Raw genomic sequence first — 16,049 nt, 5'->3', positions numbered from 1 at the left:
TAAAAGTTGGCTTTTTTGTTAAAAAGCGTTAAGAATGATAGTTCAGAGCTAAAAAAATGTAATTTTGTTTTAAATAATAAGAATATTAGAGCCTTCCCAATTTTAACTATGTCAAAAATAAAAAAATTAGGCAGTACCCCAAATGCAATGGTCATTATTAGTTTGACTATCGCTTTGTTTTTAATAGGACTTTGTGGATTATTGACGCTCAATGCCAGAAAGTTGGCTGAATTGGTAAAACAAAACGTGGAGGTTCAAGTTTATCTTGATAATGACTTGACTACGAGTAAGTTAGATTCTCTATTCAAGTTAATTGCCAAAAAAGATTTTGTCCTAAAAAAGGAAAATTCTCCACAAATAAATTTCATTTCAAAAGAAGTAGCAGCTAAACAATTTATTGAAGAATCTGGCGAAGATTATCGGAAGCTTTTAGGAAATAATAATCCATTGTTTAATTTATATTCAGTTAAAATCAGAGAAGAGTTTTTTAATGAAGTAAAATTAAAAGAAATAAAAGCTGATTTAGAGAAACTTTCAGGTGTACATGAAGTTGCTTATGTGGAAAATTTCGTGGATGAAGTGAATAAAAATATTTCTAAAATCTATCTAATACTTTCTGTTTTTGTAATATTATTATTAGTTATTATCGTGATATTAGTGAATAATACGATAAAACTTTCTCTATATTCTCAGCGATTCTTAATTAGAAGTATGCAATTAGTTGGGGCAACCAATACTTTTATTCGTAAACCCTTTGTCATTAAAGGTGCCTTGCAAGGGCTTATTAGCGGTTTAGTTGCCTGTACTCTTTTGATTATCTTACAACAATTAGCGGTTCAAAAAATCGAAGGATTGGGTGTTTTACAAGAAACTTCTAAACTCATAATGTTAACTTTGGGGATTCTAATTATTGGAACACTCATTGGTATTTTAAGTACATTTCAGTCGGTGGAACGATATTTGAAACTTTCTCTTGACGAATTATATTGATTTGAAACAATTCTGATTAATCAGAAATAAAAATAAAAATGATGACAAATAAAGAAAAACTTCCATTCGGAAAAACGAATTATTCATTGATGTTGGCAGGTATTGCCATTATATTAATAGGCTTTTTTGTGATGAGCCTTGACAAAACCGAATTTGGTTTTGGATTTTTAGGTTTAACACTCGGTCCAATTATCGTTTTAGCAGGCTTTGGTTTAGAGTTTTTTGCGATTTTAAAAAAATCATAAGTAGGGGTGAGAATTAAGCATTATAACTCATTGCTAATCAATTTATTATTGTATAGTTAGGTATAAGGTTTCGGAAGTATGTACTTAATGTCGCAAAACCTCACCCCCGACCCCTCTCCATCGGAGAGGGGAGAAAAATGGGGTCGAATGCTCCCCTCTCCATCGGAGAGGGGTTGGGGGTGAGGTTTTTTCGACTCAAATTTAACTTGCGACATTAAGTATATATGATGGCGGTGGTTCATAAACTTTTAAAACAAGTTTTTGCCGTTGTCAAAAATGAAGTACCATTTGATAATTTATATGCAATAGCGAAATAATATTTGGTCTAAAATTAGTTTTTTAACACAGTTCATTCCGTAAGGTTTAATAAATACTTAGTAGTCAAAAGGTTATAAAAAAGGCTTCTCAATTTTTTGAGAAGCCTTTTTTATAACCTTTTAAAGTTGAATTATCTTATTACTAAATTTAGCTTTGTATGAATGCCTTTCCTCACTGATTAGCCAAATTTCGTACCTTTCGGAAGGTATTTTACCTTGCCATATATCATAATAAAATTTAGAACTATAATAAGATTGAGTTATTAAACAATCTTGAATATTATTTGGAATCGATATGACAGGGAAAATAAACGAATTTGTTGCTGATTTTAGACCAATATATTTAACAACTTGACTATTTTGCGAATTTACTCCGACAAACGAAACTCTTGGTCTTTTCTCCAAAGAAATTGTAGTACCAATTGACATAACCGTATCTATTGTCCCTTCAAAAAGTTCTGATTTATGAGTAGAAGAGTTTTTCAAAATAGTAAATATTGGATTAATCTCCTTGTCTGAAAGTTTATATATGCCTAAGGAATCTACATTTTTAATAATATTTATCTGATAAGTTGGGTGATTGTAACCAAATTTTTCTTTGTATTTTTCTCCGAAGCTAAGAAGCATCGTATCTTTTTTCCAAAAATGTCCATCCAATCTTAACTCTTGTTGTTGGCGGTAAATACTTGGAATACTTTTGTAATAACTATTTATGTTTATGAAAACACCCATTGTAAGGAATGTATGAAATCCCCAATTGAGTTTTTGTGTTTTTTGTTGAATAAGGTATAAATAAGATAAATATCCAACACACGCAAAAGCGGCTCCAAATATCATATATCGCCTTGATAGGAATTCGCCTCCGTGATAGGTTTTTATCTCCAATGGACGGCTCAGCATGAGCATTAAACCTGTAATTGCTAAAAAACCTAACCAGCCGAATAATTGTAAAGTTTGAGGTTTAGGTTTTTCTTTCATTTCTTGAAATAACTTCCACAAAACACCTATTATAATTGTAAAGAGAAAGCATCCCAAAAGGATACAAGCTACGATATCTCCATAAATAGGAATTACGTATGGATGAGGAATATTTTGAAAGAAAACATTTCCAAAAAACGTTAGTAAAAATAGAATATTTAAGAGAGGATGTTTTATCAAAAAAGACCTGTCGCTTTGTATAATTGTATAGTCAAAATAGAAATAGAATATTATTAAAAATATGGCAAAAGATGACCATATTAATAATTCTTTTTTGCGATTTTGTAAGACTAAAATAGTTAATCCTATTGGCCAAATTGATAAACCATTTCCTGAAGTAAACATGGTTAATGTTGCGGTAGCAATGGCAAAATAAAATGGAATAGAGAATGGTTTTGAAAGTAGATAGACCGTTAAGAAAGAAAAAAAGATTATTGGTGTATTTTGAATTGCCGCTATTCCCCAGTTTGCATTTTCAAAGTAGGTTAAATTAAATAATAGTAGAGGAATGGGCGTAAAATATATAATAGATAAGTTTAACTTCTTGAAAAAGTGAAACAATAGAAAAGCTATTCCGAGTAGAAAGCAATCACCCAAAATTATTTGAGCCTTAATATTTTCATTTCCCCAAATTTCATCAATAATAATAAAAACGATTCTTTCAAATCCAAAACGATGTTGATTTACTTGGAGAAAAAATGCTTTGCAAAACTCAGAAAAACTTGATGCTACTTTTATTTGATACAGCGAATCCAACAAAACCCAATCATCCTGAAAGGGAATATTATCGGTATGTGTATAAATTATAAAGAAAAAAAATAAAATTGGTAGGCAAATAATCAAGTACGATAAGGTCGATTGACCTATGGATTTTTTTTTATTCTTAAAAATTAAAGATAAAGTACTTAATAGTACAATGATTTCCGCATAAATGACGGGTTGATGTATATTCATAAAAGCAGTAGAATTTTAAAGCAAAAACCCTACAATTAAAAAAATAATTGTAGGGTTTAAATGTACCCGGAGCCGGAGTCGAACCGGCATGCCAGTGAAGACACTGGTGTTTGAGACCAGCGCGTCTACCAATTCCGCCATCCGGGCATTTGTTTTTCTCAAACTTGATGCAAATATAGAGGATAGAATTGGACTACACAACCTCAATTTGGTAAAAAAATGAACTTTTATTTTACAAATCTTCTAATCTTCTGATAACTAAGGAGTTCTAAAAAAAATAATTTATTCATAACGTAAAGATTCTATTGGGTCGAGCTTGGATGCTTTATAAGCTGGGTAAATTCCTGAAAATAATCCGACTGCTACACAAACTGTTATTCCCAATGTCATCCAAACCCAAGAAATAATAAAACTGGCAGAATCTCCCATGATGATTTTAGAAAATAAGTTGCCGATGATGATGGCAAAAATTATTCCTCCAAAACCACCTAATAAACAAATTACAATGGCTTCCATTAGAAATTGTAATCTTATTAAAAATGGTGTAGCTCCTAATGATTTACGAATACCAATTTCTTGTGTTCTTTCGGTTACTGAAACAAGCATAATATTCATCAAAGCAATTGCTGCACCCAGTAGGGTGATAAATCCTATGCCAAAGCCTGCCATTCTGAGAATATCGGTAATACTTTCTGATTGTTTAGCTAATGAATCTGAGCGTTCGATTGAAAATGAATCGGGAAAGCCAAGTTCATCTTGTCTTACTGTTCTCATAACTCCTCTTGCTTCTTCTACCACGTTCTCAATATCTTTTATATTTGGAACAGATGTGACGATATCGTACGTTAAGTTTCTGCCAACTGCCATTTTTCGGCCTGCTTCTAAGGGAACAAAAATAACTCGGTCATCACCGCCACCCATCATGCTTCCTTTTTTCTCTAAAAGACCGATAACTTTCATTTTTTGACCCAAAATCGTAATCTCCTTATCAAGAGGGTTGGTATTTTTATCAAATAATTGACTTATTACATCTACGCCGATAATACAAACATTCGTGCCTTTTTCGAGGTCACTGTTTGAAAATACTCTACCAGAATTAATTTTAAAGCCTTTTATATCAAAAAAGTTCTCATCGGTACCCATAACTCGTGTATTTGGGTTTGTCTGTTTAGACTCATATTTTACTTCTGCATTGAAGGTTACATTAATCTTTAGACCAATAATGGCAGACCTTCCAAATTTTTCTTTATAAAGTTTTGCTTCTCTGTAATCAATATTTGGGTATCTTTTCTCTTTTTCGCCTTGTTTTCTGATTTTATAAATATCTCTATTTCTAACATCGAAAGCATTGGCTCCAAGACCTGCAAAGCTATTATTCACGGAGCTTTGAATACCGTCAATTACCGTCAGACAGCCAACTAATGCCGTTACACCAATGGCAATAATTAGAGCCGTCAGGATAGTTCTTAACAGATTGCCTTTAATTGAACGGAGAGCTTCTCTTGTATTTTCTAATATATTCATTGCTTTGTGATTTGTAATGCTTGGTCTTGAAACTTATAATCCACGAACATTTGCAAGATAATCCAATACTTCATGTGGCTTCGATGAAGTTTTGCACTATTTTTGTTTTACATTCGTTAATCTATTTAATATTATTGAGCGAAGATTTGTGTGGCTTCATTAGCCTATATTTTGTTAACAAATTTAATTGAGTTCTTAAAAATTACTACTCCAATGAAAAGGTTAATCTTTCCGTTTATCATATTTTTCCTAATGTCTGGGCGTTTGTGGGCTTCACAAATACTAATTCCAATGGATGAATCACAAAAAAATCACCTAAAGTCTTATGGAATAGCCTATTGGATTTTAAAGAATAATGATACAGAAGTCGAATGGCTTTTAAATTATAGAGGAGGGGCATTTATGTTTCCTCAAACTCAGAAATTTGAGAATGAATTAGTCATTAGAGGGGTTAGTTATCAGGTAATATCTGAGGGTGAGGCTGCTCAAATTAGAGTTGAAGTAAGTAGCCCTGATGTTAATATGGACGTTGTGAAGTTGCAAAAACCACCGAGAATTGCCGTATATTCTCCCAAAACGCTTCAACCTTGGGACGATGCAGTAACCTTAGCAATGACTTACGCCGAGATTCCTTATGATTTGGTGTTTGATGAGGAAGTTATGAATAGTAAATTGCCAGAATATGATTGGTTACACCTTCATCATGAGGACTTTACAGGGCAAATGGGTAAATTTTGGAACCAAAGTTCACAGCCTTGGTATCAAGCACAACTACGAGAAGATAAGAAAAATGCGGCAAAATTTGGTTTCGATAAAGTGTCTAAACTAAAATTAGGGGTTGCTAAAAAGATTAAAGAGTTTGTAGCAGGTGGTGGATATATGTTTGCTATGTGTACTGCTACGGATACGTATGATATTGCTTTAGCAGCTGAGGGTCACGATATTGTGGATGCTTATTATGATGGCGATGGTTACGATAATGCAGCAGATTCTAAATTAGATTTTTCTAATACATTTGCTTTTCAAAACTTTAATTTAATTTATCATCCACAAGTTATTGAGTTTTCAAATATTGAGGCTTATCCAAATGAATCAAGACCAGTGCAAGAGGAGAATGATTTTTTTAATCTCTTTCAATTTTCTGCTAAGTGGGACCCCATTCCAACAATGTTAACTCAGAATCACGAGACGACAATTCATGGTTTTATGGGACAAACTACTTCGTTCAAAAAACAGGTGTTGAAACCCGAAGTGACGGTATTAGGTGAAAATCGTTCTTTGAATGAAGCTCGATATATTCATGGTACATTTTTGAAAGGATTTTTTAGCTTTTATGCAGGACATGACCCAGAAGATTATCGACATTTTGTAAATGAAGAACCTACTGATTTGAATCTTCATCCTAATTCTCCTGGTTATCGTTTAATTCTCAATAACGTACTTTTCCCAGCCGCTAAAAAGAAGAAACAAAAAACCTAACAAAAAAGGCTCTCAAAGTTATTTTGAGAGCCTTTTTTGTTTAAAATATTTTTTCAATTTGCCATTTCACATTGGCATATATTTTCATGAAACTTTTAGGAATTATATATTGCTGTAATACTTCTTTCAGATGATTATTGGCATTTGGTCTTGAAAGATACAATGATTTTAGTGCGTAAAAACGACTTAGAAAGAAATTATCTCCGTATTGAATAGAATTGGCGAGCATTAAATAATATCGTGCGATATTTTTATTAAGTGTTTTATGAAACCTAAAGTTCAATTCACCATCAATTCCTCTGTACATTCCAATTCTATTGAAAAGAAAATCTGCATCTTGTTTTCCATCGGTGAAACTCATTCCGCCACCATTTTTACGATAGACTGACATTACCTCATCAATGTAATAGAAATTTCCGTGTTTTCCCAAAAGGATATATCTCGGAATATCACCACTCTTAGATTCATGAAACCATTTTGGATAATGTGTCATAATTCCGTTTCTGAACATCACGGCAGAGGTTGCCATGTACCAAACTTCGTCTTCGCCAACTAAATCTTCAATACTCGTAACAACCCGTTGGTTTTCATCATTTACATAGGAATCTGGATGAGAGCCGTCTTCAAAGTGAATAAGAGCATTATGAAAACAAGCCACAAAATCAGGATTTTTATCCAAAAAATCTACCTGTTTTTGTAATTTATGAGGGTTTATCCAATAATCGTCACCATCCATTGCAGCAATGTATTGTCCTTTACAAACAGAAAGTGTTGCTAATGTATTATTTTTCCCAAAACCTCCTAAATTTTTAGGATGAAGCATAGGTTTGATAATTTCTGGAAATTTTTGTTGATACTCTTTAATAATTTGAGGTGTCGAATCGGGAGAAGCATCATCGCCAACAATTACTTCATATTCAAAATTAACTTCCTGATTTAGAATGCTATCCAATGTTTGACGAATGAAGTTTTCATGGTTATATGTGTGTACAATTACGCTAACTTTAATCATTTTGGGCTATAAGTTTTTTTCTGCAAATTTAATAATTTTATCAATTGGTTCGTTCCAATTATTCCATTCATGTGGTTGTTCAGCATAAAAATTGAATTCACTTTTTGCTCTGCTTGATGAAAGAACCTGCTTGCATAAATTGGCTTGTTCTACTGGAACGGTTTCGTCTTTACCACCAAAAAATACAATTGTTGGTGGACTTGCAAGATTATATTGAAAGATTGGACTTGCTTTAATATATTCATTGGGTGCTTCTGCATAAGTTTTGCCAATCAATTTTGTAATATCTGTGCCAATATTACCTTCTCTCATTGTTTTGGACGATAGATTTATTGGAGGTACAATTCCTGCCACACCTTTTGCCAATTTATTACCTAATGGACTATTTCCATATAGCATAGCCAAATGTCCTCCTGCACTCAAGCCAACGATAAAAAAGTTGGTTGAAATTTTAAGTGTTTTAGCTTCTCGTTTTATTTTTAGTAGTAAAGTATTGATGTCTTCTAATTGTTCAACATAAGTAACTCCTGCGGTAGATGTCAGACGGTAATTCATATTGACAATGGCACAATTCACACGTTTGCTAATGAGGGATTTTACGATTGAATTTACAAAAGTTTTATCGCCTATTCTCCATGCTCCTGGATGTAGGAGAATGATTACAGGGTTTCGTTCATTTCGTGTATTAGGCAGATACAAATCATAATTTTGAGATAGACTTTTGCCATAAGCTATATCAAGTTTTTCTTCATAAACTAAAGGAACATCATTGACAATACCGGGAGGAGTTTCAGGAACAATAAGTTCAATTTCGTTTTTACAGGAAATGATAGTAAACCACACAATTAGCAAGGATAGATATTTCATTTGAAGATTTTAGGGTCTATTTAATGGTCAAATTTTTATTGTATTTACGTAGAAAACTATGCCAAAGTTTTCATGATTGTATAAACGGTAGATTTATGAGAATATTGAAGTGTTTTTAATAAAACTAAAATAAAAAGACCTACAAGGTGGCTTGTAGGTCTGTAAAGATACTGAATATTGTATTGTTTATGCAAAAACTTGTTCTAACTGTTCCTTTTGTGGGAAGTTAGGAGTTACCAAATTTTCTTCTGGTTTATAAATATATGGCATTGGAAAACCTCTTTCTCTGAAAGTTGATTCGGCAATGTTATTATATCTCAACTGAATCGACCAACGAATATTTTTTGTGATATTTTCTCCTGACCTATGAATCAAAAATGCCGAGAATATTAATAAATCTCCAACTTCAAATTCTGTTTGTACATATTTTTCTTCTTCGATTTCTTCTTGGATACTTCCTGTATAGCCAGAAGTATCTGCTTTCATCAAACCGTCTGTATGACTTGCAGGAATAATTTGTAATGAACCCAATTCTGCTTTGCATTCAACCAGTGGGAACCATAAAACAACGCTATCTAACGAACCTTGTCCAGTTCTCCAGTCTTGGTGAGCTCCTAATTTCCAATGACTTCCACCTTTAGAAAGGTATCGGCTATTAAACTGCATGGCGGGTCTTACTGCAATAGTTGGGAACTCGTAACCGAGGTCTTTCAACAAAGAAATAATATGTTCGTCAGTACCCAAGCGATGCATCGAAATAAGATGTTGCGTTTGTTTTCCTGTGTTTACAAAAGCCGTGAAATCTTTCTCAAAGAATTCAAACATAGCTTGTTCAAATTCGTCTTTGTTATTAATATCAACGTCTTTACCTAAAATCTGCTTGATTTGAATAGCAAATAATTGACGAGCATCAGTGTAAATTTTTTGTATTTCTTCTTGGTTAAAGAAGTTTTTCAATATCAGAAATCCATCTTTATTGAATTGTTCTTTTGAGTATCCCATAAATAAATTGATTAACGTTTATAATTGTTAAAGGTAGGTAACTATAAAACGCTGTTAAATGATAATTATCAGCTTGATTTATTATCTTTCCCACTTAGCATAAGCAAAGCCAGATGTACCAAAACCATTTCCGTTATACAACAAATATTTATCACCATTATGTTCATAATTATGAGCATAATTAATCATTTGGTAGTCAAAATCAGCAGGATTCTCTGATTTTGCGATACCTACTAAGTTATCCTTACGCTCCCAATCAAGGCCATCTTTTGACTCGGCATAGCCTAATCTGTAACTCTGATTACGGTCAGTACGGTAATCTACCGTATGACGATATGAGTAGTACATTTTGTAAATACCATCTTCTTTATATACACTCGGGCGACCAACTGCATGAAGAAAATCATCAAAAGGCAATACGGGTTTATCACTTGATACCCAATGAATTCCATCTTTTGATTCCGCATAACGGCAATCATAAAATGGTTCTGGAATACCGTTGATATATTCGCATTTTTGTCCAGAAATGTGCCACATTCTCCAAACGCCATTATCGTACATCACCGAAGGTTGAGCTGCCCAAATAGGATTATAAATTGACCTATCCATAATTGGCCCTCTAAACATTTTTTTGAATGTCAAACCGCCATCTGTGCTTACAGAAAGTCCCATTGAAAGTCTATACGAATTGTGACTTCTGTTCCAGCCTGTGTAGTACAACCAAATGTCTCCATTGGGCATATCCACAAACCATGCAGGCATAGCACCTGTTTCGTCATATTCACCAGGTCCGCCCAATTCTAAAACGGGTTTATCGTGAACGTATAATATTTTTGTAGGGTCTTCGTAATCAACATCAATAAATGTTGGGCGTGATTGTCCCTGTGCGTCTCTCGACGAAAAATATACTCTTAAAAAATCTTTGTGTTTGTAAGCAAATGGTACTTGTGCGTGCGAAATACTATGTGCCAACGAACCATCTGGTTTATAAACTACTCCTTTTTTAACCCACATTTTTTTTAACTTTATGCTAAAAGTGATGAGTTTAACTTTTACATTATCACTTACCACTCAAAAGCTATTTATTTCTTCTCTGCTCTTAAACGCCAGTTATCTTCAAAATCCTTTCCTGGAATTTGTAAATTAACATCAACTTCAGGTTTTGCTTCAGTTTTTTTATATGCCATAACGTAATACCCAAAACCAAAAATCCAGTGTAATTCAAAGTTATTGATGTTTTTTGGTAAATCTTGTAAAGGCACTTCGTCAGCAAACATTGGGTTTGCCTTCATCAATGTTTTGTAAGTTGGTTCTTCTCTCAACCATGCAGGAACACTTTCGTCGCCGACAACAATTCTTGCACCTACTTTCGCAACACGATTAAATTCTTCAAATGCTTCTTTACGTTCAGCAAAAGTGTTGATTCCTCCGAAGTGAAAAACGGCATCAAAAGTATTGTCTTCAAAAGGTAAATACGTTCCGTTGGCAATGAAATAATTAACCGTTACTCCATCTGGTTGAAGACGCTGTTTTGCTAATTGCAACATTTTTGGCGATAAATCTGAAAGGAAAGCTTCTCCGTTTGGTGCAATTCCTTTAATAATTAATTCAGAATCTTTACCTGTACCCGCACCAACTTCCAAAACCTTCATACCTGGTTTTAGATTTAAGAGAGAACACATTTTCTCACGGTTCTCTTGTTCATCTGCATTTAATGACTCAAAAACCCAAGTTACCCCTCGGTCATATCTCTGGAAAGCGTCATCGTATGCAACACGTTCTTTTCTGTCTTGTTCAAAAAGCTCTTTAGGGAATGTCAAATCAACAATTTCGTCGATTTCATAACTAAGAGGTTCTGACTCTGAGGTATTTGTTAACATTTTGCCATCTTCTGATAAAACAAGTTTAGTTTTTGTTTTAGGGCAAATAAAATTTTGTTCGTAATTATTCATTTTTATTCACGATTTTTTGTTTCGTGTTATGTTTTTACAAATTAATATCTTTACTTGAAATTTTGGCTTTTTCGGCTGGATTACCTTTATAGATACTCCATTCATCGGATTTTTTACCTGTGAAGTTTGTTCCCATTGCAATTAATGTACCTTCTGCCAAATGTACCCCGTCTCTGATGGTTGCATTTACACCGATAAAACAGTAGGGTTCAACGATACAACGACCCGATAAAACGATATGGGAGGTAAAATAAACGTGGTCTTTAATAACACTATGGTGTCCGATATGATTACCCGACCAAAGTACCACATCGTTGCCAATCGTTACAAAAGGTTGAATGGTATTATCTTCTAAAATGAAACAATTTTCTCCAATTTTATCAGTTAAAACGGTTGCTTTCGAACTGATATATGAGATAAATTCGTAGCCTTTATCCTTTGCTTCTTGATAAACTTTTGCTCGTACTTGATTCATTTTTCGTTCTGAAAGTGGAGCGAAAAATTTATATTCAGTAGGAGGGAAGAGCGTGGTAACTTCTTCAAAAGGAACAACTTGAATCCCACAAAAAGTAGGTTCTTTTATATATTCTTGATTGACTGTAAAAGCAACGATTTCATGTTCTGAATCATTGGTCAGATAATAATGTGCTAATTCAGCAACTAATTCGGTTCCGAATACTACTACTTTTGCCATTTTATTGAAATTTTAGCTTTAATCTGTTGTACTAAACGAGTTCGTACTCATTTAAAAATCCTTGTATTGTTTCTTTAGAATTAAACATCAAAACGTCAATCATCGAAAGCCAAGGCACAAATTCATTTTTGAATTGTGGATAAAAAATGGGCTTTGCTTTGATGAAATTGAGTTTCAAATCTTTCGATTCAAAATAAGATTTATCATATAATTCTAAACCGCCAATTGGATTAATATAATGATTGGCTTTTTCTTGTAAACAAATATCTAAAATCCTTTCTTGAGCCTTTAAATCTGTATTTTGATAAATGGCTGAAGAAGGAATAAGCTCAGTTGTGATGTCTAAATATTCGCAAATGACTTTTAAATTATTGAAAATAACATTTGAAGTATTAAGGTCTTCGATATTGAGCGTTTTTTCTATGATTTCAAGTCCTTCTTTGTAAAATGGAGCTTTTTTATAGCTTTGTTCAATGGTTTTTAGGAATTTATTTTTCCAAGCTGCATCCCAATTTATATCAATTTCATTTATCAATTTATTCTGACTTGCATCTTTCAATGGAATGGTAAATAAGCTATCTTTTCCATTGACTAAAATTCTATTTCTGTTTATCCAACCTCTATTAATAAAATTCACATCGTCGTATATCACAAATTTATCAACGGCATTGATTAATTGAAAATACCCAATATACGGAAAAATATAGGGTTGCATAATGGCAAGTTTCATAGATTTCAACTCGATTTCGGAGAATCGAAGAACTTTTTAGTTTAATTTTCTTAAATAATAATCTTCACCTTTCACAATTAGATTAGTTAGTGTTGTATCTGTTCCTAATCGAATATCCCCTTTTAACGGTTTGATTACACTTTTTGCAAAAAACAAATATTGTGTATTTTTAGGCATTGGTTGCACACCCTTTTCAAAAGGATTAACTACGATTAATTTACGAGTCAATTTATTTCCCCAAAGCGGATATTCGTAGTCATCGTTAATAGTCGCAACTGCTACTGTGGCATTTTGAGGCACAATCTCATTAAATTTCTGATAAGCAGGCGTAATATCTGGTCTTGCCCATGTTTGGAATGCCACTCTTTCAGTGTCAAAGGCTGCAGTTCTACCCATTGCTGCGAGTGGCAAACAACGTTCATTGAGATAAACGGCCAATATTGCAGAGAGTGTTCCTACAAAAACAACAATCCCAACGTAAACTTTTTGGAAACTAAATTTTAAACTGGAAAAATTCCAATTGGTAAACAATAAGGATAAAAAAGGAACAGCATATACGGCGGTACTAATCATATAGCGACCTTTCCAGGGGTCATAAGCTGCGGTGAAAGAAAGGGCAAGGAAGTGTAATAAAAATGCAATTCCTAAAATGTAATACCCAATTCCTTTACGGATAAAACCAATTAGCACTAAAAAAATCAAGGGTAGTATAAAAGCAAATCCAAATACTCCCCATGAAGGATTCGCATTGAAAAATTCAAATCGTTTGTGGTAAGTAAATGGAATTATTGTAAAATCTGTTGTTTCTTCTAATCTCAAGGGCGTTTTTTTCTCTAATTTAATGAGAGGTTTTTTCATTAAATCGTTAATTGCTTCGCCTGTATTCCAGTTTCTTAAACCATCTAAATTAACTATGTCGATAGTATAACGAATGACATTTCTTGAACCTTGAATGATTAAATTTTTTATTGTTCCTGCTCGTTCAACTGATTGATGCTTCAATGCTGTTGGAGGGCCAATTGGATGTTTGTAAACTTGAATGTTTTTCAAATAACCCGTTGGAAGTGTGAATAAACAAACTCCAATCAATAAACCAACAAAAAGGTGTTTGAAACGAGCAAATATCAACCAAAATATAGAAGTGTTATCAGTAATTTTTACGTATTGTTTCTGCGGATTAAAACTTGGGTTCTTAATATTGATGACTTTATTCCAATTTTCTTCATAAAATACGGTATAAAGTACAATAAAAAACAGTGGAGGAAAGGAAAATAAGAACGTGATTTTATGTCCCAAAGCAATACCAAAGGTCATCCCTGCTAAATATAAATATCTTCGCCAAAGTTTTTCTCGGTACGTAAACAAAAAGTAAACCAAACAAGTTAGATATGACGCTAATACAATATCAGTTTCGGTCGTTACAGATTGCATTAATACGTTTGGAAGAAGCCAAATTACCAATGCACAAAATACACCTGCCGAAAAATTATTACTTAAACTTCGAGCAATTCCGAAAGCTCCAAAACCAACAATTAAATAAGCAGAATGATGAATGGCTTTAAACCAGTTCTCAATTTTACCAGACATCAAATAATTATAAATCTGGATGGTACAAATGCTTTTCGGATAGGTGTCGATGTTCCAGTTTGTTCCTCCAAAATGAGCCATTGTACCATGGTCTAAGTAATATAAAAGGCGGTTCAAATGCCCTGTCATACTATCCCATTCGTTAGGAGGTGTATAAAATATTAATAATAAATTTGTTATCTCAACAATGGCAAATGTTAAGAATAATCCTCCAAAAACGAATTTCAAGAATAATGAAAGTCCCCCAAACCAATTCCAAACTAATTGTATTCTACTACCAATTATTTCAAAGAACGTGAAATTTTCTCGCCTATCTCTGGCAAAAAACTTGGCAAACAAAATATAAAATATAAATGTTGGAATAAATACACCCCACGCCCAAAAGCGTCTATCATTAATTTTGTTGACTTCAGAAAGTACAAAACCAGTAAAAATGACACTTCCACAAAACACAACGTATGCGGTAATAATGATATCAATTAACGATTTTTTGCATACCCGAGCAGCAACACGGATAACAAAACCGATAAATATTAAGAAAATTATTGGATAGAAAAATACCATTTATTGTATAATGCTGAATATTTATGAGTTAGCTAATTTGAGAAGAGATTACAAACAATCATTGACAATGCCAGCAATTATTCTAACATCTTCGTGACTCAAATCATAGTATAAAGGAAGAGCTAAGGCTCTTTTTGCGTAATCGTCAGAAATGGGACAGTTACTTTCTTCTGTAACAAATTTTAGACTACTCAAAGATGGATAGAAGTATCTTCGTGGAAAGATGTCTTTAGCTTCTAAATTTGATTTTACTTTTAATAGCGTAGTTTCTGAATCAAAAAATATTGGATAGTAAGCATAGTTTGTTTCGGTTGGTATTGAAACAACTGGTTTTACTAATTTCGACCAATTAAGTAAAGAATCATAAAGAGCAAAAATTTGACGACGTGCTTCAATAATTTCGCCAACTCTTGGAAGAACACATAAACCCATTGCTGCATGAAACTCTGAGTTTTTACCGTTAATTCCGATTGTCAAATAATTGTCGCCGATATGTCCAAAACTTCTATAACGGTCAATTAAATAGGCATAATCGTCATTATCTGTAAAAATTGCACCCCCTTCTGTACTATGAAAAACTTTAGTTGAGTGGAAACTACACGTACTTATATCTCCATAATTAAAAATCGAAGTTCCATTAACATTTACACCAAAACAATGAGCAGCGTCATAAATAAGTTTTAAATTATTATCGTCTGCAATTTTGGCTAATTTGTCAACATCACAAGGATTTCCATATACGTGAGTGGCTAAAATGGCTTGAGTATTCTCCGTTATTTGCTCTTTTACCTTCTCTGGGTCAATACAAAAATCTGATGTAAGAATGTCTGCAAAAACTGGAGTACAGTTTTCCCAAATCAAAGAATGGGTAGTTGCACAATAAGAGAAAGGCGTAGTAATAACTTCTTTAGAAATTCCTAAAACCTTCAATGCTATCTGAATGGCAATAGTACCGTTGCTAACGAACAAACAATGTTTAACTCCCAAAAAGTCTTTTAGTTTTTGTTCTAATTCTTTCACCATCGGGCCATTATTGGTCAGTTGGTTGCTTTTAAAGATTTTCTCAACATACTGTTGAAATTCAGCTAAGGGAGGTAAATATGTTTTAGTTACGTTTATCATTAGATGTTTAGTCAGATTGTGAAGTATTCTAT

General features: G+C 33.1%; 14 protein-coding genes and 1 tRNA gene. 3 read left to right on the top strand and 12 right to left on the bottom strand.

The window, feature by feature from the left end; genetic code table 11:
- The first annotated feature begins 108 nt into the window (after positions 1-108).
- Both VB796_RS00460 and VB796_RS00455 read left to right on the top strand, forming a co-directional pair.
- Positions 109-990 (top strand): cell division protein FtsX, encoded by an 882-nt coding sequence (locus VB796_RS00460; RefSeq protein ID WP_323344540.1) that lies wholly within the window; start codon positions 109-111, stop codon positions 988-990.
- Between the two features lie 41 nt (positions 991-1,031).
- The gene (locus tag VB796_RS00455; protein ID WP_323344539.1) at positions 1,032-1,235 is read left to right on the top strand and encodes a DUF3098 domain-containing protein; all 204 of its coding nucleotides are present in this window, start codon (positions 1,032-1,034) and stop codon (positions 1,233-1,235) included.
- Positions 1,236-1,672: 437 nt separating this feature from the next.
- On the opposite strand, the gene VB796_RS00450 is transcribed toward VB796_RS00455, so the two are convergent.
- The 3 genes from VB796_RS00450 to VB796_RS00440 form a co-directional block, all read right to left on the bottom strand.
- Positions 1,673-3,484, bottom strand: coding sequence for a hypothetical protein (locus VB796_RS00450; RefSeq protein WP_323344538.1), 1,812 nt, complete (start codon positions 3,482-3,484; stop codon positions 1,673-1,675).
- Positions 3,485-3,547: 63 nt separating this feature from the next.
- Positions 3,548-3,631, bottom strand: a tRNA-Leu gene (locus VB796_RS00445).
- Positions 3,632-3,766: 135 nt separating this feature from the next.
- Complete coding sequence (locus VB796_RS00440) at positions 3,767-5,008, bottom strand: ABC transporter permease (protein ID WP_323344537.1); 1,242 nt, start codon at positions 5,006-5,008, stop codon at positions 3,767-3,769.
- A 213-nt stretch (positions 5,009-5,221) separates the two neighbouring features.
- On the opposite strand from VB796_RS00440, the gene VB796_RS00435 reads away from it, so the two are divergent.
- Positions 5,222-6,487 carry an asparagine synthetase B gene (locus VB796_RS00435; protein ID WP_323344536.1) on the top strand — a complete coding sequence of 422 codons (1,266 nt, stop codon included), beginning with the start codon at positions 5,222-5,224 and terminating at the stop codon, positions 6,485-6,487.
- A gap of 40 nt (positions 6,488-6,527) precedes the next feature.
- Here the strand turns inward: VB796_RS00435 and VB796_RS00430 are convergent, their stop codons facing one another.
- The 9 genes from VB796_RS00430 to VB796_RS00390 all read right to left on the bottom strand — a co-directional run bounded on the left by VB796_RS00430 (position 6,528) and on the right by VB796_RS00390 (position 16,017).
- Positions 6,528-7,499, bottom strand: coding sequence for a glycosyltransferase family 2 protein (locus VB796_RS00430; protein WP_323344535.1), 972 nt, complete (start codon positions 7,497-7,499; stop codon positions 6,528-6,530).
- Positions 7,500-7,505: 6 nt separating this feature from the next.
- Positions 7,506-8,366, bottom strand: coding sequence for an alpha/beta hydrolase (locus tag VB796_RS00425; protein ID WP_323344534.1), 861 nt, complete (start codon positions 8,364-8,366; stop codon positions 7,506-7,508).
- 186 nt (positions 8,367-8,552) lie between these two features.
- Complete coding sequence (locus VB796_RS00420) at positions 8,553-9,368, bottom strand: phytanoyl-CoA dioxygenase family protein (protein WP_323344533.1); 816 nt, start codon at positions 9,366-9,368, stop codon at positions 8,553-8,555.
- Between the two features lie 81 nt (positions 9,369-9,449).
- Complete coding sequence (locus tag VB796_RS00415; RefSeq protein WP_323344532.1) at positions 9,450-10,382, bottom strand: hypothetical protein; 933 nt, start codon at positions 10,380-10,382, stop codon at positions 9,450-9,452.
- Between the two features lie 68 nt (positions 10,383-10,450).
- Positions 10,451-11,320 (bottom strand): class I SAM-dependent methyltransferase, encoded by an 870-nt coding sequence (locus VB796_RS00410; protein WP_323344531.1) that lies wholly within the window; start codon positions 11,318-11,320, stop codon positions 10,451-10,453.
- Positions 11,321-11,354: 34 nt separating this feature from the next.
- Positions 11,355-12,014, bottom strand: coding sequence for an acetyltransferase (locus tag VB796_RS00405; RefSeq protein WP_323344530.1), 660 nt, complete (start codon positions 12,012-12,014; stop codon positions 11,355-11,357).
- A 31-nt stretch (positions 12,015-12,045) separates the two neighbouring features.
- The gene (locus tag VB796_RS00400; RefSeq protein ID WP_323344529.1) at positions 12,046-12,744 is read right to left on the bottom strand and encodes a WbqC family protein; all 699 of its coding nucleotides are present in this window, start codon (positions 12,742-12,744) and stop codon (positions 12,046-12,048) included.
- Positions 12,745-12,780: 36 nt separating this feature from the next.
- On the bottom strand, positions 12,781-14,895 hold the full coding sequence (locus tag VB796_RS00395; RefSeq protein ID WP_323344528.1) for a hypothetical protein: 2,115 nt from the start codon (positions 14,893-14,895) through the stop codon (positions 12,781-12,783).
- Between the two features lie 48 nt (positions 14,896-14,943).
- Complete coding sequence (locus VB796_RS00390; RefSeq protein WP_323344527.1) at positions 14,944-16,017, bottom strand: DegT/DnrJ/EryC1/StrS family aminotransferase; 1,074 nt, start codon at positions 16,015-16,017, stop codon at positions 14,944-14,946.
- Positions 16,018-16,049: the final 32 nt, after the last annotated feature.

Source organism: Arcicella sp. LKC2W (genome assembly GCF_034931005.1).
GTDB lineage: Bacteria > Bacteroidota > Bacteroidia > Cytophagales > Spirosomataceae > Arcicella.
This window is presented reverse-complemented; position numbering and strand designations above follow the sequence as displayed.

Excerpts from the sequence above, each read along its gene's own strand:
- VB796_RS00410 (WP_323344531.1), bottom strand. The coding sequence starts at position 11,320 with ATGAATAATTACGAACAAAATTTTATTTGCCCTAAAACAAAAACTAAA.
- VB796_RS00420 (WP_323344533.1), bottom strand. The coding sequence starts at position 9,368 with ATGGGATACTCAAAAGAACAATTCAATAAAGATGGATTTCTGATATTG.
- VB796_RS00435 (WP_323344536.1), top strand. The coding sequence starts at position 5,222 with ATGAAAAGGTTAATCTTTCCGTTTATCATATTTTTCCTAATGTCTGGG.
- VB796_RS00440 (WP_323344537.1), bottom strand. The coding sequence starts at position 5,008 with ATGAATATATTAGAAAATACAAGAGAAGCTCTCCGTTCAATTAAAGGC.
- VB796_RS00395 (WP_323344528.1), bottom strand. The coding sequence starts at position 14,895 with ATGGTATTTTTCTATCCAATAATTTTCTTAATATTTATCGGTTTTGTT.
- VB796_RS00415 (WP_323344532.1), bottom strand. The coding sequence starts at position 10,382 with ATGTGGGTTAAAAAAGGAGTAGTTTATAAACCAGATGGTTCGTTGGCA.
- VB796_RS00425 (WP_323344534.1), bottom strand. The coding sequence starts at position 8,366 with ATGAAATATCTATCCTTGCTAATTGTGTGGTTTACTATCATTTCCTGT.
- VB796_RS00460 (WP_323344540.1), top strand. The coding sequence starts at position 109 with ATGTCAAAAATAAAAAAATTAGGCAGTACCCCAAATGCAATGGTCATT.
- VB796_RS00390 (WP_323344527.1), bottom strand. The coding sequence starts at position 16,017 with ATGATAAACGTAACTAAAACATATTTACCTCCCTTAGCTGAATTTCAA.
- VB796_RS00405 (WP_323344530.1), bottom strand. The coding sequence starts at position 12,014 with ATGGCAAAAGTAGTAGTATTCGGAACCGAATTAGTTGCTGAATTAGCA.
- VB796_RS00455 (WP_323344539.1), top strand. The coding sequence starts at position 1,032 with ATGACAAATAAAGAAAAACTTCCATTCGGAAAAACGAATTATTCATTG.
- VB796_RS00400 (WP_323344529.1), bottom strand. The coding sequence starts at position 12,744 with ATGAAACTTGCCATTATGCAACCCTATATTTTTCCGTATATTGGGTAT.
- VB796_RS00430 (WP_323344535.1), bottom strand. The coding sequence starts at position 7,499 with ATGATTAAAGTTAGCGTAATTGTACACACATATAACCATGAAAACTTC.
- VB796_RS00450 (WP_323344538.1), bottom strand. The coding sequence starts at position 3,484 with ATGAATATACATCAACCCGTCATTTATGCGGAAATCATTGTACTATTA.